A 25,482-nucleotide genomic window follows, 5' to 3' on the forward strand; every position below is an offset into this window, starting at 1 on the left:
TTTTAATAGGAATGGGTATTCCGTTTACAGTACATGATACAAGTAGTATTGTAATTATGGTGAAAATATGTCGCTTATGAGAACAAAATTTTAACAAATTACATAGAATACATTAGGTTACGTGTTTCAATAAATATTTTTTATTAAATTAATTTTGCTAGAATTCATTTGCTCTAAGGTGATGAATATTGGAGTGGTAATGAGCGGTGGATGTTTCTTTTTACTTTCATATAACAGCGTTTCTTTGTTAATCTACTTAGAAAAAATAGTACTGAAACATATATTTGACTTTCTTCTTTTCGCTTTGTATGATTATCAAGTTGTTTTAGGCCCTTCTCACTCTGTTGAAAATATTGTAAAATGAATGTGATATGAAAAGAGTGGTTGAGGGGATTAATAGTTTGTAACTTTTGTAAGAAGGGATAAGGGTTATGTTAATTCGTTTTAAAAAAAGTTATGAAAAGATTGCAATGGGGCTTCTTTCATTTATGCCAACTGAAAAAGATGTGAAAACATTACAATTGACTATGAAAGATTATGAAGCAAAGGATGATTGGCAATTGTATTTGTGGAAACAAAACGAAGATTTTGTTGGGATAATGGGGATTGTAAAAAAAGAGAATCAAGTGTTGGAAATTCAGCATTTGAGTGTGAACCCGTCTCATCGTCATATGGGTATTGGAACGAAGATGGTTCAAGAGTTAAAGAGTAAATTTCTTGAGTTTACAATTTGCGGAAATGAGCAAACAGCAAGTTTTTGCAAAAAGTGTAAAGGGCTAGAACAAAATATACATTCGTAAAAGCAGAGATAAGTGGTTTATTATCTCTGCTTTCTTTTTTGTAATTGTTCGTTTCGTTCAGCGATGACCTCTGTTCGATCACGTAATGTGTGCTTATGTATTATATATTCATTAGAAGTAGCATTCACGTCTTTCCAAGGAAGGTTTTGTTTCTGACATAATTCCATGCAGTGCTTTTCTAATGCTGTATCCGATAACGGTAAAAATAACGGTGTAAAACTCTCTTCTTTCTGTATAGATTGCAATCTATCCTCGAGTAAGAATAGAAGTTGTGTCTGATTTATTCCTAAACTTAGTAAAGGTGCACTGTTTTTTTCTAAAATCGTTATGGCGCTTTTCATCATCTTTTCTGAGCCATTCCAGTTAGAGCGTCTTTGATGGTATAAAGAAACTGCAATTTGAATGAGACCGACTAAATAATTATCACGATTTCCTCTCGGTTTTGTTTTCCAATATTCTTCCAGTGTTTCGTGGCATTCAAAATAATCATAATCTCCGTGAAAATGAATTAAAAATTGTATGTATTCGGTAGGATACATTTTCTTCACCCCTGTTTAACGGTTATAAATACAAGTGTATCATAGAAATATGAACAATAAACGACTAGGGGATTCTCCCTAGTCGTTATTGTTCATATTAGCAGAAGCAAGCTGCCCCTACAATAATTAGTAAAATAAACAATACAACAAGTAATGCGAACCCACCGCTAAAACCGCAATCAACGTGACCCATAGTTTTTTGACCTCCTACATTGTTCTTACTACACTGTTATCATATGAAGCGGTGGGCATGATGATATAGGCATAGGTCTATTTTTAATTAAATTTCTTAAAAAGGTTGGATAGAGCATGAGTATGCTCTATACTTATGTTGTTATAGAAAAAATGTGGTGGGATGCTTTGTGCAGTATAATTTTAAAGTAGAGGCTTTTGAAGGGCCTTTAGATTTATTGTTACATTTAATACATCGTTATGAAATTGACATATATAATATTCCTGTAGCGGAAATTACAGAGCAATATTTATCTTATGTTCATACGATGAAAGAACTACAATTAGATGTTGCAAGTGAGTATTTAGTAATGGCTGCGACTTTATTACAAATTAAAAGTAAAATGTTGTTGCCGAAACATGAAGAAGATGTACTTGATAACGGTGATGACTTTATAGATGATCCTCGTCAAGAATTGATGGAGAGGTTAATTGAATATAAGAAATATAAGCAAGTTGCTACTGAGCTAAAAGAAAGAGAACAAGAAAGAGCACAGCTATATACACGTCCGCCAATTGATTTTACATCGTTACAACAAGAAGAGGAGACAAACTTGCCTCTTGATGTTACGTTATATGATATGCTAGCGGCATTTCAAAAATTAATGCGCCGTAAAAAAGCAAAGAAACCTGTAACAACACGTATTACTCGTCAAGAAATACCAATTGAAAAGCGCATGATTGATATTTTAAAACAGTTAGAAATACAAGGTGGTCGTCAAAGTTTTTATGATTTGTTTGTTGATGATGAACGGGAAATAATGGTTGTAACATTTTTAGCGGTTCTTGAGCTTATGAAAAATCAACAAATCATAATTGAACAGGAACATAATTTTGATGAAATTTTCGTATCAAGCTCTACTAAATCTGCATAGATTTAGTATGGAAAATGGGATGGAAATAATATATCTCATGCTAGGTTTGAATGTATCGTTTGGAACAAGAGAAAAAATATTGAACCGAACGCATTGATTGTGATTCGGTTTTTTGATGTGTATTTTTATGGAGAAAATTGGAGGAAGGAGCTTGTAAAATGGATAGAAAAGAACAGAAATCAATCATTGAAGGGCTTTTATTTGTTTCTGGTGATGAAGGGATTTATCCAGAACAAATAGCGAAAGTGCTTGAAATTGAAGGAAATGAAGTAATCGATATTTTAGAAGAAATGCAAAAAGAATGTGAAGGTGCACACCGCGGTTTGCAAATTGTACAGTATGCAAAAGTATATCGTTTTGCTACAAAGAAAGAACATGCTTCGTACTATCAAAAATTAATAGATATCCCAACAGCTGCTTCACTTTCTCAGGCTGCTTTAGAAACGTTAGCGATTGTGGCATATCGTCAACCTATTACAAGGACTGAAATGGAAGAGATTAGAGGGGTGAAAACCGATAAGGCGTTACAAACGTTAGTTTCACACTTACTTATAAAAGAAATGGGAAGAGCAGAAGGGCCAGGGCGTCCTATTTTATATGGAACAACGAAAGAATTTTTGGATACATTTGGATTGAAAACATTAGATGATTTACCGGCACTTTCTGAAGAGAATGAACAAATGAATGAAGCAGATTTATTCTTTGGTTCTTTACAGGAGATATCGAAATAAAAGCTTAGCATTTTGCTAAGCTTTTTTTGTATATCAATTATATACCGTGCCATACTAATTGAAAAAAGGAGACGAGTTATGAGAAGTATGCGAGGTATTTTATTGTTAGTTTCTGTTTTGTTATGCTTTTCTTTAAATAGTGCATCGGCTAAAAGATATATGATGTCTATTCATACCGCGTCTCCTTTACATATGCAGCGGCAACATTTTGGTAAAATGAAAGTGAGTTTTTTAAAAGTTGGACAAGGTGATGCGACACTTATTACATTGCCAAATGGACAAACGATGTTAATTGACGGGGGACCTTATGAAGCCGGAGAGGTTATCATTCAAAAACTAATCGAAAAAGGGATTAACCATTTAGATGCTATCGTCAGTACGCATCCTGATATGGATCACATTGGAGGACTTATTCCGATTGTAGAGCAAATGCCGGTATCGCTTATATTAGATAGTGGAAAAACATATAGTTCTTTTACATATCACACATACCGGAATCATATTAAAAAAAGAGGAATTCCTTTCGTTTCAGTAAAAGAGGGACAATATATCCCGCTGGATCCGCATGTTTCTATACAAGTATTAAACAATGGGAAATCAAAAGATGAAAATAATGAATCTTCAATTGTGTTGAAGGTACGATACGGAAAAGCGGATTTTTTACTAATGGGTGATGCTGATGTGCGGACGGAAACTGAAATATTAAAGCAATTTGATGTACATGCAGATGTGTTAAAGGTGGGACATCATGGCTCCTATACTTCAACAAGTGAAATGTTTATAAAAAAAGTAGAACCACAGTTTGCGATTCTTTCATATGGAAGCAGAAATCCATATGGACATCCGCATCAAAGTGTAGTGAGACGCTTAAAACAGCATGGTATAATGATATATGGAACAAATAAACGTACAGTAGAAATGGAAACAGACGGCGAGCATATTACAATAGGCTCTAGTGGATTAATGCCATTACTTAAGTGAGTAATATGATAGGGGATATTCTCCCTTTTTGGAAAACTGAATAACATATATTATAATTGCAAGAGACGTACTAAGTTTCCTTTTTGTTAAACAAAGAGGAAATTTTATTCGAATGTCTAGACAACTACTCGTGCATATATTAAGATGGAATTAGGCGAATAAGGTAATAATAACAAGTAGGTATTTCATGGGAAAGGATCGATGAAAATGAAAACGCAAGTTGTCATCAATGCCAAAATTTATACAGGTCAAGAAGTAGTGGAAAACGGATTTATTCGTTACGCAGAAACAATTAAAGAAATTGGTTTGATGGCTCAATATGTATCACAAGAAAATGAAGCGGTTTTAGATGCAGCAGGGAAGATTGTGATTCCAGGTATGATTGATGTTCATATTCATGGTGGATACGATATTGATGCGATGGATGCAAATAGCGATGGATTAGTAACTCTAGGTAAAGAAATGTTAAAAGAAGGAGTTACAACTTACTTTCCAACAACAATGACACAAGCTCCAGAAGCAATCGAAGCGGCACTACATGCTGCGAAGGAAGCGAAAGAAAAAGGAGCACATTTCGAATATATTCACTTAGAAGGACCGTATGTTTCAAAAAAACGTGCAGGTGCACAACCACTTGAACATATTGTTCCTGCGAATATTGAACAATTTAAACAATGGCAGGAAGCAAGCGGGAATCTAATTAAATTAGTAACATATGCACCTGAAGAAGAAGGTGCGTTAGAGTTTGAGCAGTATCTTGCTGAAACTGGTGTTGTTGGCACAATGGGGCATACAGATGCAATTGATGCGCAACTAAAAAATAGAAACATTACACATGCAACGCATTTATACAATCAAATGCGTGGATTACATCACCGAGAACCAGGAGTTGTTGGTCATGTGTTATTAAATCCAGATGTAATGGTTGAAGTAATTACAGATGGTATTCATATTCACCCTGATATGGTGAAATTAGCATATAAATTAAAAGGACCGAAAAAAGTAAGTGTTATTACTGACGCAATGCGTGCAAAAGGTCTTGAAGATGGATTATATGAGCTTGGCGGACAGCCAGTACATGTAAAAGATGGTAGTGCTCGATTAGAAGATGGAACGTTAGCTGGTAGTATTCTAAAAATGGATCAAGCTTTCCGAAATGTAATTGAATTTACAGGTTGTTCAATCGAAGATGCAGTACTGATGACATCAGTTAACCAAGCAGAAGAGTTTGGATTAAATCATAAAGGTGCATTAGCGGTAGGAAAAGATGCAGACTTTGTTGTGATGAATGAAGATTTACATGTATATGATACGGTTCGTTTAGGAATTCATATGAAGGAAGGGAAGTAATTAAATGAATATTCTTGTTGTAAAAACTCCAGAAGAACTAGCAGAAGCAGGATATAAATTAATTGAAGAAGTTGTAAAAACAAAAGAAAATCCAACATTAGGAATGGCTACAGGAAGCTCTCCATTAGGTATTTATGCAGAAATGCGAAAAAATAAACTTGATACAAGCCGTGTAACCACTGTAAACTTAGATGAGTACGTAAATTTACCACATGAAGATAAAAACAGCTATCACTATTTCATGCAAGAACAGTTGTTTGATCATCTTCCATTTAAACAAACTTATGTACCAAACGGGATGGCAAGTGATTTAGAGGAAGAGTGCAAACGTTACGAGGGCATTCTAGCTGCTAACCCAGTTGACCTACAGATTCTTGGAATCGGTGAAAACGGTCACATCGGATTTAACGAACCAGGAACACTGTTTAATTCTCCAACAAACATTGTTGAATTAACAGAATCTACACGCCAAGCAAACCTTCGCTTCTTCGAAAAAGAAGAAGATGTGCCAACGCATGCGATTACAATGGGAATTGGAAGCATTATGAAAGCGAAACAAATTCTACTTGTTGCTATGGGTTCTAAAAAGGCAGAAGCTGTGAAAGAATTATTGCAAGGTGAATATAGCGAAGCGTGTCCTGCTACAGTTTTACAACGTCATCCGAATGTAACCGTAATCGCTGATCAAGAAGCTCTATCTTTATGCAGTGAGGCGATTGCTGATGAACATCGACAAGTATTCACCATTTCCGATCTATTATCAGATTCAAGAGTGGGTGAAACAGCTAATTGAGGACGGCGAATGGAAGCCGGGAGATAAAATCCCATCTGAGAATGAACTTTGCGATAAGTTCGAAGTGAGTCGTATGACAATCAGACAGGCGATTAATAATTTAGTGGAACAAGGTTATTTATATCGGAAACGTGGAATCGGTACGTTTGTCCAACTTCCGAAAGTGGAACAAAAATTGCAAGGAATGACGGGATTCACAGAAGATATGATTTCTCGTGGGATGAACCCAAGTAGTCAATTACTTAGTTTCCGCCTAGTTCCAGCTACTGCGAAAATAGCAGACCGGTTGAGAATACAGGAGGGAGAGTCGGTTTATGAAGTGAGGCGTATACGTTTAGCTGATGATGAACCGATTGCTTTTGAGACGACATATTTGTCGCCAGCTCTTGTAAAAGATATTAACGAAGAAATATTGCAACAATCTTTATATGAACATTTAGAGAAAAAACTGGGCTTTAAACTTGTTAGCGCTACTCAATCAATTGAAGCTTCAATTGCAACGGATAATGAAGCTGAACATCTGCATATTCCTAAAAAGGCGCCAGTGCTTGTAATGCGTCAATGGTCATATTCAGAAGGTGAAGTACCGTTAGAGTATGTGAAATGTATTTATCGTGGGGATCGTTATAAGTTTATTACAAACATCGCACGTAACAAATAATATATTTCAGTTCGTGAAGTACAGTTAATGTCAAATTGTTTAACATGTAAAGAAAAAATACGACTCATCCTTACAAGGAGTGAGTCGTATTTTTATTATGAGTAATTACGTGGTTAACAGCATCTTTAACTGTATTTACTACATAGTGAGCGTGTTCTTTTACTGCTTCATCTGCTTGAGACATAGCAAAACTGTGAGGAGTTAAAGAAAACATCGGGATATCATTATAAGAATCCCCTATGCAAGCAACTTCCTCTGGTTGTAGTTGAAACTCTTTTAATAAAACAGAAATAGCAGCCCCTTTACTAATATTAGGTGGCATTACATCTAAACATTGTTCTGCTGAAATGAATGTACTAACTTTTCCGTGGAATTTTTCATCAATTTTTTTCTGAAGGAGTTGTAAGCTTTCCTTTGTTCCACCGACAGAGATTTTATTTGGGAAAATTGTATCATCAATTTTCTGTAATAGATGCGGTTCTTCAACAGAAGTCATCGTTACTTGTTGTTCAAGCTCATGAATGAACGGTGTTTTCTCTTCAATGTAATAATTATGCTCATCACTTACATAACGAAAATAAGGATCTTCATTTGTCATTGCTAACAGATCAGGTAGAATACTCGAATCGAATGTTGCGGATAATAGTTGCTTGTTTTCATGTGTGTACACGAAAACACCATTTACACTAATACGATGGAAATTTTTATTTACAGCTTTCATTAAGTCTGCAATTTCATTATCCAGTCGGCCAGAAGCGAAACAAAGAATAACATTTTGCTCAGCAAGACTACGAAGTGCTACAATATCCTGTTCGTCAATTAACCCTCCGTGTTGCATCATTGTACCATCGATATCGCTTACAAACATTTTAATCATGTTGTTATCTCCTTTCTATGTACAGTTGCTCTTACATTATACGCATCATATATAAACATGTCTAAAAAATGAATTTTTATGAAATGGTAGATGTTTTACATTGACGACAAAGAAGAATGTTCTGTAACATAAAAGCAGGCTATTTAAGTACGAGGGTGGTTTTATATGAATAATTATCTAGAAATTAAAAAAGTTTTAAATAATAATGTCATCATTGCTAGCCATCCTGAACATGAGGAAGTAGTAGTGATCGGTAAAGGAATTGGATTTGGGAAAAAAGCGAAAGATGTATTGGAGCAAGAACAAATTGAAAAAATGTTTGTTTTAAAAAATGAACGTGATCGTGAACAATACAAACTGTTAGTGCCGCATGTGAGTGAAAAACTAATTGAATTAATGAATGATATTATGTTCTACATTCAAGAAAAAGCAAAATCACCATTGAATGAACATATTCATATCGCTTTAACAGATCATATTTCTTTTGCGATTAAGCGGTTAAAACAAGGACTTACAATTGATAATCCTTTTTTAGTTGAAACGAAAATGCTCTATCCAGGGGAATATGAAATTGCTGGAGGTGTTGTAGACCTTTTAAATTCTCGTTTGCAAATTACATTGCCAGAAGGAGAAATTGGTTTTATTGCACTCCATATTTACAGTTCGCTTACAAATTCAGATTTATCTTCAGTTAATCAAAACTCCCGTCTCATTGCACAACTCGTATCTTTAATTGAGACAAACTTACAAATTACATTAGACCAAGAAAGTATCCACTATTTACGCCTTATCCGTCATTTACAATATGCTATTGAACGGGTGAAAAAAGGGGAGAAAGTAGAGGAATCACAAAGTTTTGCTGATTTATTAAAGGCAGAATATCCTGTCTGTTATAATTTAGCTTGGAAGCTGGTTAAGGTCATGCAAAAAGAATTGCAACTTCCTGTATATGAAGCAGAGAGCATATATTTAACGATGCACCTGCAGCGCTTAGTGAAAGCAGAGCATGTGTAAAAAGACATATATTTTTGTCTAAAATGAAAACGTTAAAAAAAATCATTGAATCGCTTACAATAGTTATGTATAATAACTATTGCAAAGCTATACAGATTTCGACAAACACATTAAGGTAAGTAACGAAAACGTTTGCCTTAATTATAGTGAACTTATACGTAAACCTATTTTTGACACGTGTTACTGATTCGATCAGGCATGAGTGGAGAAAAGTAAGGAATGTAAGCTAAAGAAAGGGATATACTACCCTTTGTATAGCTATCGTTCTATCTTTTTTTCCTCATGTCTTTTTGGCGTTTGTCGGAAGGTATCAATATAGATAAGAGAGGAAGGGTTTCCATGTTTAAGAAGATCTTTGGTGTTCTTCAAAAAGTCGGAAAAGCGTTAATGCTTCCAGTAGCGATTTTACCGGCAGCAGGTATTTTACTTGGATTTGGTAATGCATTTCAAAATCCACAGTTAACAGATGTTATTCCTGCTTTAAAAGCAGATTGGTTCGTAATGGTAGCAAAAATTATGGAACAATCTGGTGATATTATTTTCGCTAACCTTGCATTATTATTCGCAGTTGGGGTAGCAATTGGTTTAGCTGGTGGAGACGGAGTAGCTGGATTAGCAGCGTTCGTCGGCTACTTAATTATGAACAAAACGATGAGTGTGTTCTTAGAAGTAGATAAGCTAGTGAAAGTAACAAGTTCTGGAGCAGACCCAGTAAAAATTGGATTTACAGATCCAGCATATGCAAACGTATTAGGAATTCCAACGCTACAAACGGGAGTGTTTGGTGGTATTATCGTCGGTATAGTAGCGGCATATTGCTACAATAAATACTTCAACATTGAATTACCATCATACTTAGGTTTCTTCGCAGGTAAGCGTTTCGTACCGATCGCAACTGCAACATTCTCTTTAGTAGTAGGTATAATCATGTGTTTCATTTGGCCATACATTCAAGGTGGCTTAAATACGTTCTCACATCAAATGATTGATGCAAATAGAACATTAGCAGCATTCATATTCGGTTTAATTGAACGTTCATTAATTCCATTTGGATTACATCATATTTTCTATTCACCGTTCTGGTTCGAATTCGGTCAGTATACAAATGCAGCTGGCGAATTAATCCGTGGTGACCAAAAAATCTTTATGGCACAGTTAAAAGACGGTGTAGAATTAACAGCAGGTACATTTACAACTGGTAAGTATCCGTTCATGATGTTCGGTCTTCCAGCAGCAGCATTAGCAATGTACCATGAAGCACGTCCAGAAAATAAAAAATTAGCAGCAGGTATTTTAGGTTCTGCTGCATTAACATCTTTCTTAACAGGTATTACAGAACCACTTGAATTTTCATTCTTATTCGTAGCACCAGTACTATTCGGAATTCACGCAGTATTCGCTGGTCTATCATTTATGACAATGCAAATTTTAGGTGTTAAAATTGGTATGACATTCTCTGGTGGTTTAATCGACTTTATGTTATTCGGTGTACTGCCAGGCCGTACAGCATGGTGGTGGGTAATTATTGTTGGTCTTGTACTAGCAGTTATTTACTACTTCGGATTCCGCTTTGCAATCCGTAAATGGGATTTAAAAACACCTGGTCGTGAAGTAGCAAATGCGAATGACGGTGCAGGTAAAACAGAAGCAGGAGAACTTCCACGTGAAGTATTAGTAGCACTTGGTGGTAAAGAAAACATTGCTTCTTTAGACGCTTGTATTACTCGTTTACGTGTTCAAGTTAACGAACAAAAGAATGTAAACAAAGATCGCTTAAAAGAGCTTGGAGCAGCGGGTGTACTTGAAGTTGGAAATAACATTCAAGCTATTTTTGGACCGAAATCTGACACATTAAAATCACAAATTCATGATATTATGTCAGGTCGTACACCTCATGTTGAAAAAGAAGAGCCTGTAAAGGTAGAAGAAACTCCTAAACAAGTTGATGAAAACGAAACAATCGTATCACCAATTGAAGGGAAAATCTTACCGATTACAGAAGTACCTGATCAAGTATTCTCAGGAAAAATGATGGGAGACGGATTTGCAATCGAGCCAACAGAAGGAACAGTAGTTTCTCCAGTTAACGGTGAGATCGTCAACGTATTCCCTACAAAGCATGCGATTGGTATTCAATCTGAAGGCGGAAAAGAAATTTTAATCCACTTCGGTATTGATACTGTAAAATTAAATGGTGAAGGTTTTGAAGCACTTGTAGCACAAGGCGACAAAGTGAAACAAGGACAACCATTATTAAAAGTAGATCTTGCATTTGTAAAAGAAAATGCACCATCAATCATTACACCAATTGTCTTTACGAATTTACAACAAGGACAACAAGTCGAATTGAAAAAAGATGGAAATGTTAAGAAGGGCGAAAACGCTATTATTGACATTCAGTAGGAATTTGACGCAAAATGTTTATAATTATAATAGGCGATGTGGTTGACCGAACATCGCCTATTATATACAATAGATGATGTAGTACTCACGTCTATACAACTAAAAAAATACTGTAATTTAAAGGAGATAAATTATCATGGAAAAAATCTTTAAAGTAACTAGCGACTCAGGAATTCATGCTCGTCCAGCAACTCTACTTGTAAACACTGCAAGCAAATTTGGTTCTGACATTAACTTAGAGTATAACGGAAAAAACGTTAACTTAAAATCAATCATGGGCGTTATGTCTTTAGGCATTCAACAAAACGCAGAAATTAAAATCACTGCAAATGGTGATGATGCAGCTCAAGCACTAGCAGCTATCGAAGAAACTATGAAAAACGAAGGATTAGGAGAATAATGACTCTTAACATTCAAGGGATCGCTGCATCAAGTGGGATTGCTATTGCAAAGGCTTTCAGACTTGAGAATCCTGAATTTAACATCGAAAAGAAATCAATTACAAACGAAGCTGCTGAAATTGCACGCTTAGACGCTGCGCTTGAGAAAGCAAAAACTGAATTAGAAGCAATTAAGGACCATGCTTTTGCTGAGCTGGGTGCTGATAAAGCTGCGATCTTTGAAGCACATTTATTAGTGTTAAATGATCCAGAACTAGTAAACCCAGTAAAAGATAAAGTAAATAGCGAAAAAGTAAATGCTGAATTTGCAATGGATGAAGTTGCATCAATGTTTATTTCTATGTTTGAAAACATGGATAACGAATATATGAAAGAACGTGCTGCGGACATTCGTGACGTAACAAAACGTGTTCTTGCACATTTACTAGGCATTAACTTCTCAAATCCAGGTACAATTTCTGAAGAAGTAATCATTATTGCTGAAGATTTAACACCATCTGATACAGCTCAGTTAAACCGTAAGTATGCAAAAGGTTTTACAACTGATATCGGTGGACGTACATCTCACTCTGCAATTATGGCTCGCTCTATGGAAATTCCAGCTGTTGTTGGTACGAAAGTTGTTATGGAGAAAATCCAAAACGGCGATATCGTAATCATTGACGGTTTAGATGGAGAAGTAATTGTAAATCCATCAGAAGAAACTCTTCGCTCGTTTGAAGAAAAGAAAGCGAAATTTGAAGAGCAAAAAGCTGAATGGGCAAAATTAAAAGACCAAGCTACTGTAACAAGTGATGGACATCACGTTGAGCTTGTTGCAAATATCGGAACACCAAATGATGTACAAGGTATTATCGATAATGGCGGAGAAGGCGTTGGTTTATACCGTACAGAATTCTTATACATGGGCCGTGACAATCTTCCAACAGAAGAAGAGCAGTTCGAAGCGTATAAAGCAGTTCTTGAAGGTGTAAAAGAAGGACAACCTGTTGTTGTTCGTACACTTGACATCGGTGGAGATAAAGAGCTTCCATACTTACATTTACCAAAAGAAATGAACCCATTCTTAGGATACCGTGCAATTCGCTTATGTCTTGATGAGCAAGATGTGTTCCGTACACAACTTCGTGCATTACTTCGTGCTAGCGTATACGGTAACTTAAAAATTATGTTCCCAATGATTGCAACTCTTGATGAGTTCCGTCAAGCGAAAGCAATCTTATTAGAAGAGAAAGCGAAACTTGTAGAAGCGGGTACAACTATTTCTGATTCTATTGAAGTGGGTATGATGGTTGAAATCCCAGCTTCAGCAGTATTAGCAGACCAATTCGCAAAAGAAGTTGATTTCTTCTCTATCGGAACAAATGATTTAATCCAATACACAATGGCTGCAGACCGTATGAATGAACAAGTATCTTACTTATACCAACCATATAACCCATCTATTTTACGTCTTGTAAAAATGGTTATCGATGCTGCTCATAAAGAAGGAAAATGGGCTGGTATGTGTGGTGAGATGGCGGGAGATTCACTTGCTATCCCATTATTATTAGGATTAGGTTTAGATGAGTTCAGTATGAGCGCAACATCTATTCTTCCTGCAAGAACACAACTAAGCAAGTTGTCAAAAGCAGAAATGGAAACATTAGCAGAAAAAGCATTAATGATGTCAACTGCTGAAGAAGTTGTTGAACTAGTTAAAAGCATATAATCAATAAAAAAACCTGAGTCGATTTGAAATCGGTCTCAGGTTTTTTCTATGAGAAAAGTAAATCTTGTTTTCTTACTATAGAGGATAAGACACAGAACTAGATAGCGATAGCAACGATATCAGTTGGGCATACACGTAAAATACCATTAAAAGTATTACGTTGACGGTGCTTATCATCTTTGTTGTCGTCTTTATTATCTTTGTCATTATTATTACGAGCTAAAGCGGAGAAAAGAGCAACACCGTTAGCGAAACCTTCAAAAATTACATCGTTGAAAGATCCGATACCTTTAATGCTTAAAAGAGAAAGCTCTGTTCCAACTGAAATGCTAGCAAGTACGTTACATACAGCTGGTTGTTGTGGTTTTACCTCTCTCTCTCTCTCTTTCTCGCGATGGTCACGATGGTCGCACTCTCTTTCACGATGATGACAGTCTCTAAAGTTATCACAGCATCCAAATGATCCAAACATAATCCTCATCACCCCCTTCACACTTATAATCTATGTAAGTTCGGTAGTGAGTGACTGGACAGAGAGTGGAATTTTTTCTGGGGGATTTTCTCATTTTAAAAGACTAGCTGGGTGTTTAGTACGGAATGATGTTTAAAATAGGGGAAATGTCACAAAAAAGTGTAAAGACCACCGAAATGAATGAAATAGGTAGGCTTTACACTTTTTTACTTTTATATAAAACGATGATATATACAGGGAGAGCTAAGAGTAGTGGTGCAATGGATCTTGCAGTATGTTTTTCTGCGTCTAATTTGAACGCTTCTTCTTTTGGGAATTGTAACACTGATATGTTTGTAGCATCGCCAATAAAATATAACAGCAGTACAGTTACTATGTAACTTAAAAGTGCGATAAAGCTTCCGTATGAACTCAATGAAAATCCCTCTCTTGTTATCTATTTGTTATCATTGTATCATAATTGTAACAAAAATACACGGTTATATTTCGATACTTTAACAAAATTCGACACAAAACGCCATTTATGTGTATGGGAATAGCATGAAGTTTACTGTTTTTTTATGTATAGATGTCGAATAATACTTTGTAATATTACGGGTGTGTGACAGGATAAAAAAGAAACGAAGGTAATGAAATTACCTTCGTTTCTTTTTTATCCTGTATTAAAGAGCAGTAAGACCCCCACCTCAAAATTCAGCGAAAGCAAAGAAGTTAGGCGGAGGATTAACTGTCCATAAAAACCGATTATAGTTTCACTTTATTATTTTGCCCATTCACTCACTTGTTCTACGCTCATTCGTGGTGCAGGATGACCTTTTAAAGTTGATTCACCAATTGTAATAAGCATAATTGGTACGTAACGAGATGAAACATTGAATTCTTCTATAAGTGCTTGTGGGTTGAAACCACCAATAGCACAAGTATCCCAGCCAGTTGCTTTAGCCGCAAGCATAAGTTGCATTGCTGCTAAAGATGCATTTGAAAAGGCTGCATCTCTTGGGAATTGCTCACGAGCATATGCAGACTCAATATTTTTAGCTAAGCGCTCTTTTGCTTCTTCTTTCATAAATCCTTGTTCTACAATTGGACCATAAACTGGTTCAACGTTTTTATAAGCTTCTAAATCACCTAAAATAGCGACTACAGCAGAAGCATCAAGTATTTGTTGCTGGTTATAAGCAATTGGATGCAATCGTTTCTGTACATCTTCACCTTGGAATACAAGGAATTTCCAGTGCTGCAAGTTCCAAGCAGAAGGTGCTTGAGCAGCTCCCTTTAAAATCTCGTGTAACTCTGTAGATGAAATTTCTTTCTCTGGGTTGAATGCACGTGTAGATGTGCGTTCGTATAGAACATTAAAAAAGTTGTCGTTTGTCATTATATATCCTCCAAGTAGCATATCAAATTATAAAAAAATACATGTAATATATTCTACTTACATTTTGTAAGTTGTCGAATTTAAGAATATAATATATTTATTTTAATTGTCAAGTTTTAAAGAGGAAGCTAGGGCATTCATACAAACGATACAATTCCTATAATCATACACTAGAAAAGGAATTTATAGAGAAAAAGCGAAGAGAGCATTCTCAATTAGCTTGTTAATATGTATCCCTCACTCATTAAAGTATTTAGAGAACAGTCTTTTTATAAAATGTTTGTGAGGAATGCAGTAGAACAAGATATATGAAGTGAGTGAAGACTAGTGATGAACATACTACATTTTTTATTAGAGAATACGGTTTTCCAAAATGTATTACAAGATCTTCAGTTAAATGTCCTTTATATAGAAAATGGATGTACACATCAACAAACGATAGAAAATATTCATCCAAAATGTATGTTTATAGCAAATAGTTTTGAAGAAGGAGAATTATTGTTTCAGAGAACAAAACCACATATTGTAATTATGTATGTAACAGATTTTTCTCAAATAAAATATATAAAGAATATGTATAATCCACAGAGTACATTTATTGTCATTTGGGATCAACAGATAACAAGCGAGTTTGCAGAGGTGCTTACGTTAGGAATACGTAATATTGTGATAGCTCCTGTGACTCCACAAATGGTGTTAGAGGAAGTGAATAAGAGTTTGTATCAGCTTTCTTTAGTGCGGCAAGTAAGTTTGCAACAAGAATTACTTCAAACGATGTTTGATTTTCAAAATGATCTATTATTTATAGTAGAAGACGATGAGATTGTTGATTGTAATACAAATTTTTTAGAGTTTTTCGGATATGAAAATTTATTTGCCTATCGTGAGCAACATTTAGTATTTGCTGAACATTTTATTAGAGAAAACGGATACTATTCAACAACTCACGATATAACATGGTTAGATGATACATTATCATATGATAGAAGAATTAAGATGTCCAATTATGAAGGGGAAGTGTCAACTTTTTTATTGCGTGCGACACCACTGCCAGAAGATTTATCAAGATTTATTGTGAAGTGTACAGAGATTACAGAATTAGATGAAATCTATCAAGAACAAGAAAGGCTTGCTATGATAGATTCGTTAACAGAGATTTATAATCGTTTGAAGTTCCAACAAATACTAGAGGCAGAATGGGATAATGCAATGCGTAACGATGAAAAAATAGCACTTATTTTATTTGACATAGATAATTTTAAAACAGTAAATGACACGTATGGCCATGATTTTGGTGACTTAGCATTAATTCAGCTTGCAGAGCTTATGAAATCTAAAGTGGAGCAGCAACATGTATTTGCAAGGTGGGGAGGAGAAGAATTTATTATATTAGTAACTAACACAGTAGAAAAAGAAGCATTTCAGGTTGCGGAATCATTACGATTTTTCATTGAAACAAAGCATTTCTCCGGAATTTCGAAATTAACAGCGAGTTTTGGAGTCGCGTTATATGAACAAGGGATTACAAGAGAAGAATTAATGCAACGAGCGGATATTGCATTATATGAAGCGAAAAAAAATGGAAAAAATCAAGTGTGTGTATATAGAAAAGAAAAAAAGTGATTTTTCGCAACAAATTGTTGCGATTTTTTTTTATTGTTTGATAATAGAATGTGGGGGGGATTTTGAACGAAGGAATTATGGAGGAACAACATGATAAAAAAAATAATGACGATGGCTTCGCTGTCTGCTGTAGTTTGTGGTGGAGTATACTATTTTTTCTATAACCCCAATATAAAGGGAAGCACTGTATTGACAACTAAGGTGAATCCTACTATTGAATCAGAAGTACAGGAGAATATAGAAGAAAAAAAGAACAACAAATTGATTATGCTAGTATATCTCAAAAATTAGATCAACATTTAATAGGAAAGCAATTTAATGGGACAGTTTTAGTAACAGATAAAGAGCATGTTATATTGAATAAAGGATATGGATATGCTGATGTTCAATATAAGATAGAGAATACGACTCAAACAAAATCTCGTGTCGGTTCTATTACGAAAACCGTTGTGGCAACATCTATTTTACAGCTGCAGGAACAAGGGAAGTTAAATATTCAAGATAATGTAAATAAATATATTCCCTCTTTTCCAGTAGATAAAAATATTACTTTATATCATTTGTTAACACATACATCAGGTTTACCGGAAAGTGGAAAAGGGAAAGTGAATGCCGCTTCTCGTATAAATTTAGTAAATTGGATTGGAAGTCAAAAATTAGAATTTCCACCAGGCTCAGGTTGGAGATATACAGATTATAATTATATGGTGCTTGCCTATATTATAGAAAGTATATCAAAAAAACCTTTAGGAGATTACATAAAAGAAAATATATTTACTAAAGCAGAAATGCATGAATCTGGTATGGGAAATATGGTTCAGGGAGATCAGCATTTTACTAAAGGATATGTAAAGAAAGAGAATGTACTTGAACCTGCATAAAAATTGTTAATGGAGTGGTTATACGGATGCGGTGAGATGTATACGACAGTTGGTGATATGAAGAAGTTAGACGAAGCGATTATAAATGGGAAACTTCTTTATGAACAAAGTAGACAAGCGATGTTTTCACCTTCAACAGAACGAAAATATGCATATAGTTTTTACATATATCCGGATTATTTTCATAATCATGGTGTACTATCTGGTTGGAACACTTTCAATAATTTTAATAAAGAAAAAGGCACTTTTGTTATATTATTTTCAAATGTGAAAAATAGTATAGATGATGATTTTAATAATGAGTTTCGAAAGATGGTAAGTGATTTATTAGAACAAAGGGGATGAGAAAATGGAACGTAAAAATGTATCAATAGGTTTCATCGGTATTGGTGTAATGGGAAAAAGTATGGTGCGTCATTTAATGCAAGACGGCTATAAAGTATATGTATATAATAGAACGAAAACGAAGACAGACTCTTTAGTGCAAGATGGTGCGAATTGGTGTGATACACCGAAAGAGTTAGTGAAGCAAGTTGATGTTGTAATGACTATGGTTGGATATCCACATGATGTAGAAGAAGTGTATTTTGGGATAGATGGAATTTTGGAGAATGCAAATGAAGGTACGATAGCAATTGATTTCACGACATCTACACCAACATTGGCAAAACGTATTAACGAAACCGGTAAAAGTAAGAATGTATATACGTTAGATGCGCCTGTATCTGGAGGAGACGTTGGTGCGAAAGAAGCAAGGCTCGCAATTATGGTCGGTGGCGAAAAAGAAATATATGAAAAATGTTTACCGTTATTTGAAAAACTAGGGACAAATATTCAGTTGCAAGGACCAGCTGGAAGTGGACAACATACAAAAATGTGCAATCAAATTGCGATTGCTTCTAACATGATTGGAGTATGTGAAGCTGTTGCTTATGCGAAAAAAGCTGGACTAGACCCAGATAAAGTATTAGAGAGTATTTCAACGGGAGCAGCAGGTAGCTGGTCATTGAGTAACTTAGCTCCCCGAATGTTAAAGGGAGATTTTGAACCAGGGTTTTATGTAAAGCATTTTATGAAAGATATGAAGATAGCTTTAGATGAGGCTGAAAAATTGCAATTGCCAGTGCCAGGTTTAAGTTTGGCGAAGGAATTGTATGAAGAGTTAATGAAAGATGGGGAAGAGAATAGCGGAACACAAGTTTTATACAAAAAATACATAAGGGGGTAAATGAGATGGATCTTCAAAAATTTGATGAGATGATTGATACTGTTCAGCGAGCAACTTGTATACAAATTAGTGCAAAACAAAAAGAAGCTTTTAAACAAAAATATGATTTTGAGCCGGAATTCGAATATGGAAGAGATGAGAAGGGGCATTATGTTATTCGAGCTTCAAAAAAGATGTTAGAAGAAATGGATTTTTATTTGGCGTTGAAATATGATCGAGATGGGGTTGATCTTTATATGCAAGCAGAGATTGACGGTATATGTCACGTATCTGTTAGCTATAGTGAAGATGTCCTACATTTACAAGAATTGTTTCAATTTCTAGAAGAAAATAAATAAAAGTCCTCATTTGAGGACTTTTATTTATTTAGGTATATTTAATTTTTATAATTATAAGCTAGAAGCTCGGCGGCATCGTTCAATTGGGAATGGAATAACTTGCGCGATGTGATTAGGACCAAATTGTTTTGCACGAGCATGGCGTACTATATAAAATGCACACAGAATTGAAACAGGAATAGCGCCGAATAAACCAAAAAATAAAGCGCTTACACAAGATGCGACAAAACCTAAAACACCAACTTCTAACTCTTCCATAATAGCTCCTAGAATAACAGGAAGTGCTCCACACGTAACCCCTAGTATAAGTGCGATAAGTAAACTCATGATTATCCCCCTCTGTTTGCGATATTCTTTTCCTTTTTACTTAATAGTAGTATACCATACATAAAACAGAATTTTCAGAAAAAAATTCAAAAAAAGTTCAATAAATGTTCAAAAAGTGTTCAGAAATACACTTAAAAAATAGAAGGGAGAGGTTGTTTTTTTGAACGAAAGGAATCGTATGGTTAGGTACATAAAAAAACAGGCTTATTTCATTTTTTGAAATAAGCCTGTTCCATAGGAGGATGTATATATGTAGAGTGAATAAAAGGTTGGAAAAGGGGATCCAAGTCCTTTTATTCAACTAACTACCTTAATAAATTGGAACCCAGCCTTCAGTTGTAACAAAAATACGAATAGCTACAACTTGACGATCATCTTGCAAGGTAAAATAGTGTCTTGCATTTTCTGGAACAGATATGAGATCGCCTGGCTCAAGTTCAACGTCAAAGAATTTGCCATCTTTTCCTTCAATGGCAAAGATGCCATGTCCACTAACAATAAAGCGAACTTCATCATCGGTATGATGGTGTTCTTTTTGGAAATTAATTAATAATTCGTCAAGGTTAGGTGTGCTATTTGAAAGTGAAATTACATCATGTGCTTTATAACCTCGGCGCGCTGAAACATCAGCGATTTCTTTTGAAAACACAGCTAATATTTCAGCCTTGTTTTCATCTGTTAACGAATAATTTTCATTTAAATAAGTAGGAAGTTTAGAGATGTTCCATTTCTCATATAAAACGCCTTCCTCTTGTAGAAATTTAGATACTTCTACTTCATTTTCTATGCGAGTATTTACTTCATGAATACGAATTTGCGCCATTAGAAACGCCTCCTTGAATTGATAATAGTTTTATATGAAATTGGAATAAAAACTCATAAGCTTCTAATCTTTTCTTTGCATCAAAGCTATCTCGGCCCCATACGGTAATACCGTGGTTACGAATTAGTACTGCTCCCGAATCTCCTTGTATGTGCTTTCGGAAGTTTTCTCCAAGCGTTGGGATATGGGCATGGTTTTCGATAATAGGAATGTGAATTGTTGCACCTTCTTCCCAAATATCGAGAGCTTTAATAATTTCTTGATTTTGAAGGGTGACTGCATCACTATATAAATTTGTGATGACATTATTATCAGTTGTATGAACATGAAGTACGCACCCAGCATTCGTATTGTTATAAATATGTGTATGCAATATAGTTTCTGCTGAAGGGCGTAATTCAGTCTCTAATACGGGAACCCCTAGATGATCTACTAATAGAAAATCATCTGGAGTAGTTTTTGTTTTATCTTTACCACTTGCTGTAATAAGAAAAGTAAGTGGCTCATGACTAACCTTTATAGAAATATTACCACTCGTTGCTGGAAACCAATTTCGTGTTGTTAATTCTTTTTTTATCTCGCTTAAGTCATACCATTGACGAAAAAGTTGTTTCATGATTTCACCTCCAACAAATGTTTTAATTGGGTTTGAACATCGTGAAATGTTTCAAACGGTGTATAAGCAATATAATTCTCTTCACACTTTGTAATAAGGAAGTCGCGAGCGAATACTTTATCTGCTTGTTTCGCAGCTTGTAAATCAGTAATTGAATCTCCAATCACAATATGGAAGTCATTCGTATCACTTAATTTACGGATTAAAGATGATTTGCATAATCCGCAATGATTTTGACAATGATGATCACAAGGATGAGGCCACTTAACTGTAATGAATTCACTTGAAAAGTCTGTTTCATTACAGTAAATTTGCTCTTTTGGAATGATTCCTTGTAAGAGTGGATAGACGAAGAAATCCATTCCACCTGATATAACGTAAAAAGAAATGTTATTTTCATTTACAAATTGTATAAATTCATGAAAACCACTACGGATTTCAGCAGTTTTTATTAAAAATTGAATCATATCATCGTGTAGACTAGTAGGTATTAATTGAAATAATTGAGAAACACCTTCTTGAATAGACAGCTCTTGTGATAAAATTCTATTCTTTACTTCTTCGGCTTCTGGTGGTGCGAATTTTTCCATAATGGACATAATGTTATCATTATTTGTAATCGTGCCATCGAAATCACAAAATACTTGAATACTCATAATTTCACCTCATGAGAGGGATTTCCCCATATTTGTAGTGCACTATGCAAATTTATGTCATCTACTTCATGGAGTGGTGTATTTTGCAAAGTAGCATTAATTGCAGTACGGAAAGCTTTACCGCCCCCTTGCGCCCCACTTGGATGTCCATGTATCCCGCCGCCAGCATTAATAACAACATCTTTACCGAAATCTCGTAGAATAAAGGGAACGAAACCAGGGTGAATACCAGCAGACGGAACAGAAAAACTCTTCTTGAAAAATGCATCGTCTTCAGTTAAATGTTTTGAGATGGCAAGAGCCTCCTCTTTTTCTAGTGCAACACTTCCGTATGGAGATGGGAATAATGAAAAGTCAGCCCCAGCATAACGTAGTAGCTTTCCTAGTAATAATGGAGAGGAAACTCCATATAACTTGGATGATGAATAAACACCACTTACAGCAGGGTGTGCCATAATAGGAACTGGGATTTCATCATCTTCTGCAAGTGATTGTAGTACATCTAGTCCGTAAGCAAATACATTAAATAATAGAATATCTGCCCCAGCTTGCACTGCGCGTTTCGCATTTTCTTTTAAATCAAAAGTTCGTCCTGTTAAATTTACGGCATATAACGTTTTATGTCCGTATGTTTCATATACGGATTGTAAAACTTCTTTTCCAGATACAATGCGTTTCGTAAGTGGTGTTAATGTATTCTCAAATAATATTTCATCATCTTTTACTATATCTACACCACCAATTGCTTGATCGCGTAATTGCGTTTTTAAATACCCAATATTTCGTCCAATCATTCCTTTAAAAATACTCATTAAAAGGGGACGCTCATGCACTTGTAAAAGATTTCGAATACCATCTATCCCGAATTTTGGACCAGGGAAATATTGCTTTAACTCGTCTGAAAATGTTAAGTCGATTAATTTCACTTCACCATCAAGTGATAGCTTTCCGAATGTAGTTGTTAAAATTGCTGGTAAGTCCGGACTGAAGTTTAATAACGGATATTCGATTTTAATAATCCCGCGTTTAACTTTTTTACGTAAATACGAATTGGTATGTTCTTGTTCAGCTAGTTCCTCAACATGAATGACGTTGCCTTTATGCTGTTTTAATTGTTCTTGCAATAAGTGTGGCAAATGAGTCCAAGAGCCAATTGTTAAACCGAGTGCAATTTGCTCGGCTTTTTTTTCTAAGTTATGTGAATCATCATGGATTAAATACGTTGCTATAATTCCGCTCATTGTTAAAACCTCCTAGTTAAATAAAAAAACCTCTCAGCTAAGGAGAGGTTTTTTTACAACCAGCTCCTTATCTGTCAGCGTAATGCTGCGAGAATTAGCACCGTGTCTACAATTGTAGATCGGTTGCCGGGTTTCGTCGGGCTCGTCCCTCCACCTGCTCTTGATAAGAAGTATTTAGAAATGTTTAAATTTTTAAGATAACTGAATTTTGGCAGATATTTTTCATGTTGTCAATTACTTTTTGAAAAAATTTAATTTATCAATTCGATTAATGGCTTCTCGTAATCTATCTTCTGTATGCAAGAGACCAACACGGACATATCCTTCGCCATGTTCACCAAATCCAACACCAGGAGCAACTGCAACGTGTGCTTTTTCTAGTAAAATATTAGAAAATTGCTCAGATGTATATCCTTTCGGAACAGGAAGCCATGCAAAGAATGAGCCTGTTGGAATATCTACATTCCAACCAATTGAGTGACAAGCTGAAACAAGAGCGTTTCTTCGAGATTCGTAACTATTTACAAGGTCTATTACGCAAGACTGTGAACTTAATAGTGCTTCGCGGGCAGCATCTTGAACTGCACCAAAAATACTAACATACATATGATCTTGTAATAAGTTAATTGTCTCAATCACACTTTCATTCCCCACAGCAAAAGCGATGCGCCATCCAGCCATATTGAAAGTTTTCGATAGAGTGTAAATTTCAATACCTGTATTTTTAGCACCGTCTGCTTGCAAGAAACTAACAGGTTTTTGACCATCGAATCCAATAGCACCGTAAGCAAAATCATGAACGACTAATATATTATGTTTATTAGCAAAATGAATGGTTGCATCAAAGAAATCTTTTGATGCAGTAGCACCGGTAGGATTATTTGGATAGTTTAAAAACATTAACTTTGCACGCTTAGCGGTAGTGGCATCAATTTTTGTATAATCTGGTAAAAAATTATTTTCTGCAATAAGCGGCATTGTTTCAAATTGTGCTTTTGCTAAAGCAACTCCTGATAAATAATCTGGATAGCCTGGATCTGGAACGAGAATAGTATCACCAGGGTTTGTAAAACAAAGTGGTAATTCTACTAATCCAGCTTTTCCACCAAACAAAATAGCAACTTCTGTTTTTGGATTTACTACTACATCATATTCGCGTTGATAGAATGTTGCCACGGCTTCTTTTAAACTTTCGTGTCCGCGAAATGGCGGATATTTATGATGAATGGTCTTTTCGGCAGCATCTTGTAAAGCTTTTACGATATGCTGCGGTGTTGGTTGATCTGGATTACCTTGACCTAGATTAATAACATCGTGACCATCTGCAACGACTTTGTTAACTTTTGCAACAAGTGAAGCAAAAAATTGTGTAGGCAATGATGTTACTATCTCAGAAGGTTGAAATAATTTCATACTTTCCACCTCTTTTGAAAGTTGTTACAATTCTAGTGACAAATGATATAATCTTTCCAGTATTTTGTAAAGAAAAAATTAAGAATGGGGCTGACAAAATGAAAGTCGCATGTATTCAAATGGATATTGTCTTTGGAGATGTAGAAAAAAATATTGAGAATGCTAAAAATAAAATAAGCGAAGCGATGAAGGAAAGACCAGATGTGATTGTCTTACCAGAACTATGGACAACGGGATATGATTTAACGAGGCTTACTGAAATTGCAGATAGGGATGGATTGCAAACGAAAGAAAAGCTGAAAGAATGGTCGAAGCAATATGGTGTACATATTGTCGGTGGGTCTATAGCGAAGCAAACAGAACAAGGTGTTACAAATACAATGTATGTGGTAAACAAGGAAGGAGAACTAGTCAATGAATATAGTAAAGTGCATTTATTTCAGCTTATGGATGAACATAAATATTTAATTGCTGGAAATAGTACAGGTGAATTTAAGTTAGATGATGTAGAGTGCGCCGGCACAATTTGTTATGATATTCGTTTTCCAGAGTGGATGCGCGTTCATACTGCTAAAGGTGCAAAAGTTTTATTTGTTGTAGCAGAATGGCCATTGGTTCGTTTAGCGCATTGGCGTTTGTTATTGCAAGCAAGAGCAGTTGAAAATCAGTGTTATGTTGTTGCATGTAATAGGGCAGGAAAGGATCCGAATAATGAGTTTGCCGGTCATTCTTTAATTGTCGATCCTTGGGGCGAAGTTGTTGTAGAAGCGAATGAAGAAGAATCAATTTTATTGGGAGAGCTTCATTTTGAGAAAATTAAAGAAGTACGCAAAGGAATTCCAGTTTTTGCAGATCGTCGTCCAGAATTATACAAATAAAATGTTGACAAGTGATTTTTATTCTTGGTATAGTCTTCAACATAAAGTTAAAAATTCAAAAAATTATACAACTCTTATCAAGAGCAGGTGGAGGGATTTGGCCCGATGAAGCCCAGCAACCGACCGTAATACCATTGTGAAATGGGGCGTTTATTTACGCCAAAAGGCACGGTGCTAATTCCAGCAGAAAGTAAACCTTTCTGGCAGATAAGAGGGGAGAAGATAAACTTCAAACCTCTTT

General features: G+C 35.3%; 27 protein-coding genes, 1 pseudogene and 2 riboswitches. Of the genes and pseudogenes, 16 read left to right on the plus strand and 12 right to left on the minus strand.

What is annotated here, in order from left to right; translation table 11 throughout:
• Positions 1 to 431 precede the first annotated feature (431 nt).
• Positions 432 to 800 (plus strand): GNAT family N-acetyltransferase RibT, encoded by a 369-nt coding sequence (gene ribT / locus QCI46_RS07025; RefSeq protein WP_000908397.1) that lies wholly within the window; start codon positions 432 to 434, stop codon positions 798 to 800.
• 20 nt (positions 801 to 820) lie between these two features.
• Here ribT and QCI46_RS07030 read toward each other — a convergent pair whose 3' ends face one another.
• Entirely contained in the window at positions 821 to 1,339 is a 519-nt protein-coding gene (locus tag QCI46_RS07030) for a DUF309 domain-containing protein (protein ID WP_353839855.1), read from the minus strand.
• A 97-nt stretch (positions 1,340 to 1,436) separates the two neighbouring features.
• Complete coding sequence (locus QCI46_RS07035; RefSeq protein ID WP_000510194.1) at positions 1,437 to 1,532, minus strand: YjcZ family sporulation protein; 96 nt, start codon at positions 1,530 to 1,532, stop codon at positions 1,437 to 1,439.
• A gap of 169 nt (positions 1,533 to 1,701) precedes the next feature.
• On the opposite strand from QCI46_RS07035, the gene scpA reads away from it, so the two are divergent.
• From scpA to phnF, 6 genes are all read left to right on the plus strand, one after another.
• A complete protein-coding gene (scpA, locus tag QCI46_RS07040; protein WP_001199757.1) occupies positions 1,702 to 2,445 on the plus strand; it encodes a segregation/condensation protein A in 744 nt (247 codons plus the stop codon).
• A gap of 158 nt (positions 2,446 to 2,603) precedes the next feature.
• A complete protein-coding gene (gene scpB, locus QCI46_RS07045; RefSeq protein WP_000375162.1) occupies positions 2,604 to 3,176 on the plus strand; it encodes a segregation/condensation protein ScpB in 573 nt (190 codons plus the stop codon).
• A gap of 78 nt (positions 3,177 to 3,254) precedes the next feature.
• A complete protein-coding gene (locus QCI46_RS07050; protein WP_001257286.1) occupies positions 3,255 to 4,157 on the plus strand; it encodes a ComEC/Rec2 family competence protein in 903 nt (300 codons plus the stop codon).
• A 207-nt stretch (positions 4,158 to 4,364) separates the two neighbouring features.
• A complete protein-coding gene (gene nagA / locus QCI46_RS07055; protein WP_002107769.1) occupies positions 4,365 to 5,507 on the plus strand; it encodes an N-acetylglucosamine-6-phosphate deacetylase in 1,143 nt (380 codons plus the stop codon).
• Between the two features lie 4 nt (positions 5,508 to 5,511).
• On the plus strand, positions 5,512 to 6,300 hold the full coding sequence (gene nagB, locus QCI46_RS07060; protein WP_001024205.1) for a glucosamine-6-phosphate deaminase: 789 nt from the start codon (positions 5,512 to 5,514) through the stop codon (positions 6,298 to 6,300).
• On the plus strand, positions 6,230 to 6,961 hold the full coding sequence (gene phnF, locus QCI46_RS07065) for a phosphonate metabolism transcriptional regulator PhnF (protein ID WP_002194085.1): 732 nt from the start codon (positions 6,230 to 6,232) through the stop codon (positions 6,959 to 6,961). Before nagB ends, phnF begins: the two co-directional genes overlap by 71 nt.
• A gap of 70 nt (positions 6,962 to 7,031) precedes the next feature.
• Here phnF and QCI46_RS07070 read toward each other — a convergent pair whose 3' ends face one another.
• The gene (locus QCI46_RS07070) at positions 7,032 to 7,838 is read right to left on the minus strand and encodes an HAD family hydrolase (RefSeq protein ID WP_353839856.1); all 807 of its coding nucleotides are present in this window, start codon (positions 7,836 to 7,838) and stop codon (positions 7,032 to 7,034) included.
• Between the two features lie 165 nt (positions 7,839 to 8,003).
• Here QCI46_RS07070 and glcT point away from each other — a divergent pair, with 165 nt between their 5' ends.
• From glcT to ptsP, 4 genes are all read left to right on the plus strand, one after another.
• On the plus strand, positions 8,004 to 8,852 hold the full coding sequence (gene glcT, locus QCI46_RS07075; RefSeq protein WP_353839857.1) for a glucose PTS transporter transcription antiterminator GlcT: 849 nt from the start codon (positions 8,004 to 8,006) through the stop codon (positions 8,850 to 8,852).
• 339 nt (positions 8,853 to 9,191) lie between these two features.
• Complete coding sequence (gene ptsG, locus QCI46_RS07080; RefSeq protein ID WP_075308186.1) at positions 9,192 to 11,255, plus strand: PTS glucose transporter subunit IIABC; 2,064 nt, start codon at positions 9,192 to 9,194, stop codon at positions 11,253 to 11,255.
• Positions 11,256 to 11,391: 136 nt separating this feature from the next.
• Positions 11,392 to 11,655 carry a phosphocarrier protein HPr gene (ptsH, locus tag QCI46_RS07085; protein WP_000411080.1) on the plus strand — a complete coding sequence of 88 codons (264 nt, stop codon included), beginning with the start codon at positions 11,392 to 11,394 and terminating at the stop codon, positions 11,653 to 11,655.
• A complete protein-coding gene (gene ptsP / locus QCI46_RS07090; RefSeq protein WP_075308188.1) occupies positions 11,655 to 13,367 on the plus strand; it encodes a phosphoenolpyruvate--protein phosphotransferase in 1,713 nt (570 codons plus the stop codon). Before ptsH ends, ptsP begins: the two co-directional genes overlap by 1 nt.
• Before the next feature lie 97 nt (positions 13,368 to 13,464).
• Here ptsP and QCI46_RS07095 read toward each other — a convergent pair whose 3' ends face one another.
• The 3 genes from QCI46_RS07095 to QCI46_RS07105 form a co-directional block, all read right to left on the minus strand.
• Positions 13,465 to 13,839: a DUF3915 domain-containing protein gene (locus tag QCI46_RS07095; RefSeq protein ID WP_172552703.1), complete on the minus strand. Its 375-nt coding sequence runs from the start codon at positions 13,837 to 13,839 to the stop codon at positions 13,465 to 13,467.
• A gap of 196 nt (positions 13,840 to 14,035) precedes the next feature.
• On the minus strand, positions 14,036 to 14,254 hold the full coding sequence (locus QCI46_RS07100) for a hypothetical protein (RefSeq protein ID WP_088064340.1): 219 nt from the start codon (positions 14,252 to 14,254) through the stop codon (positions 14,036 to 14,038).
• Positions 14,255 to 14,599: 345 nt separating this feature from the next.
• The gene (locus QCI46_RS07105) at positions 14,600 to 15,217 is read right to left on the minus strand and encodes a nitroreductase family protein (RefSeq protein WP_061679120.1); all 618 of its coding nucleotides are present in this window, start codon (positions 15,215 to 15,217) and stop codon (positions 14,600 to 14,602) included.
• A 330-nt stretch (positions 15,218 to 15,547) separates the two neighbouring features.
• Here QCI46_RS07105 and QCI46_RS07110 point away from each other — a divergent pair, with 330 nt between their 5' ends.
• From QCI46_RS07110 to QCI46_RS07125, 4 genes and pseudogenes are all read left to right on the plus strand, one after another.
• Positions 15,548 to 16,840 carry a GGDEF domain-containing protein gene (locus QCI46_RS07110; RefSeq protein WP_001023199.1) on the plus strand — a complete coding sequence of 431 codons (1,293 nt, stop codon included), beginning with the start codon at positions 15,548 to 15,550 and terminating at the stop codon, positions 16,838 to 16,840.
• A 90-nt stretch (positions 16,841 to 16,930) separates the two neighbouring features.
• Positions 16,931 to 18,066: pseudogene (locus tag QCI46_RS07115) on the plus strand (serine hydrolase domain-containing protein).
• Between the two features lie 4 nt (positions 18,067 to 18,070).
• Positions 18,071 to 18,949, plus strand: coding sequence for an NAD(P)-dependent oxidoreductase (locus QCI46_RS07120; RefSeq protein WP_048546219.1), 879 nt, complete (start codon positions 18,071 to 18,073; stop codon positions 18,947 to 18,949).
• Between the two features lie 5 nt (positions 18,950 to 18,954).
• Complete coding sequence (locus tag QCI46_RS07125) at positions 18,955 to 19,287, plus strand: DUF3909 family protein (RefSeq protein ID WP_088608102.1); 333 nt, start codon at positions 18,955 to 18,957, stop codon at positions 19,285 to 19,287.
• A 51-nt stretch (positions 19,288 to 19,338) separates the two neighbouring features.
• Here QCI46_RS07125 and QCI46_RS07130 read toward each other — a convergent pair whose 3' ends face one another.
• The 6 genes from QCI46_RS07130 to QCI46_RS07155 all read right to left on the minus strand — a co-directional run bounded on the left by QCI46_RS07130 (position 19,339) and on the right by QCI46_RS07155 (position 24,363).
• A complete protein-coding gene (locus QCI46_RS07130; protein WP_000054671.1) occupies positions 19,339 to 19,614 on the minus strand; it encodes a hypothetical protein in 276 nt (91 codons plus the stop codon).
• Between the two features lie 310 nt (positions 19,615 to 19,924).
• Complete coding sequence (locus QCI46_RS07135; RefSeq protein ID WP_000057324.1) at positions 19,925 to 20,437, minus strand: 1,2-dihydroxy-3-keto-5-methylthiopentene dioxygenase; 513 nt, start codon at positions 20,435 to 20,437, stop codon at positions 19,925 to 19,927.
• A complete protein-coding gene (locus QCI46_RS07140) occupies positions 20,415 to 21,053 on the minus strand; it encodes a methylthioribulose 1-phosphate dehydratase (protein WP_000811328.1) in 639 nt (212 codons plus the stop codon). The genes QCI46_RS07135 and QCI46_RS07140 overlap by 23 nt, the downstream gene beginning before the upstream one ends.
• Complete coding sequence (locus QCI46_RS07145; RefSeq protein ID WP_000027484.1) at positions 21,050 to 21,709, minus strand: 2-hydroxy-3-keto-5-methylthiopentenyl-1-phosphate phosphatase; 660 nt, start codon at positions 21,707 to 21,709, stop codon at positions 21,050 to 21,052. The genes QCI46_RS07140 and QCI46_RS07145 overlap by 4 nt, the downstream gene beginning before the upstream one ends.
• Complete coding sequence (mtnW, locus tag QCI46_RS07150; protein WP_353839858.1) at positions 21,706 to 22,950, minus strand: 2,3-diketo-5-methylthiopentyl-1-phosphate enolase; 1,245 nt, start codon at positions 22,948 to 22,950, stop codon at positions 21,706 to 21,708. Before mtnW ends, QCI46_RS07145 begins: the two co-directional genes overlap by 4 nt.
• 64 nt (positions 22,951 to 23,014) lie before the next feature.
• A riboswitch (SAM riboswitch) is annotated at positions 23,015 to 23,120 on the minus strand.
• Positions 23,121 to 23,184: 64 nt separating this feature from the next.
• Positions 23,185 to 24,363, minus strand: a complete 1,179-nt coding sequence (locus tag QCI46_RS07155; protein ID WP_353839859.1) for a pyridoxal phosphate-dependent aminotransferase — start codon at positions 24,361 to 24,363, stop codon at positions 23,185 to 23,187.
• Positions 24,364 to 24,377: 14 nt separating this feature from the next.
• Between QCI46_RS07155 and QCI46_RS07160 the strand changes: the two genes are divergently transcribed.
• A complete protein-coding gene (locus tag QCI46_RS07160) occupies positions 24,378 to 25,241 on the plus strand; it encodes a carbon-nitrogen family hydrolase (protein ID WP_142293422.1) in 864 nt (287 codons plus the stop codon).
• 71 nt (positions 25,242 to 25,312) lie between these two features.
• Positions 25,313 to 25,455: riboswitch (SAM riboswitch) on the plus strand.
• Positions 25,456 to 25,482 lie beyond the last annotated feature (27 nt).

Source organism: Bacillus cereus group sp. RP32, from assembly GCF_040459735.1.
Taxonomy (GTDB): Bacteria; Bacillota; Bacilli; order Bacillales; family Bacillaceae_G; genus Bacillus_A; species Bacillus_A wiedmannii.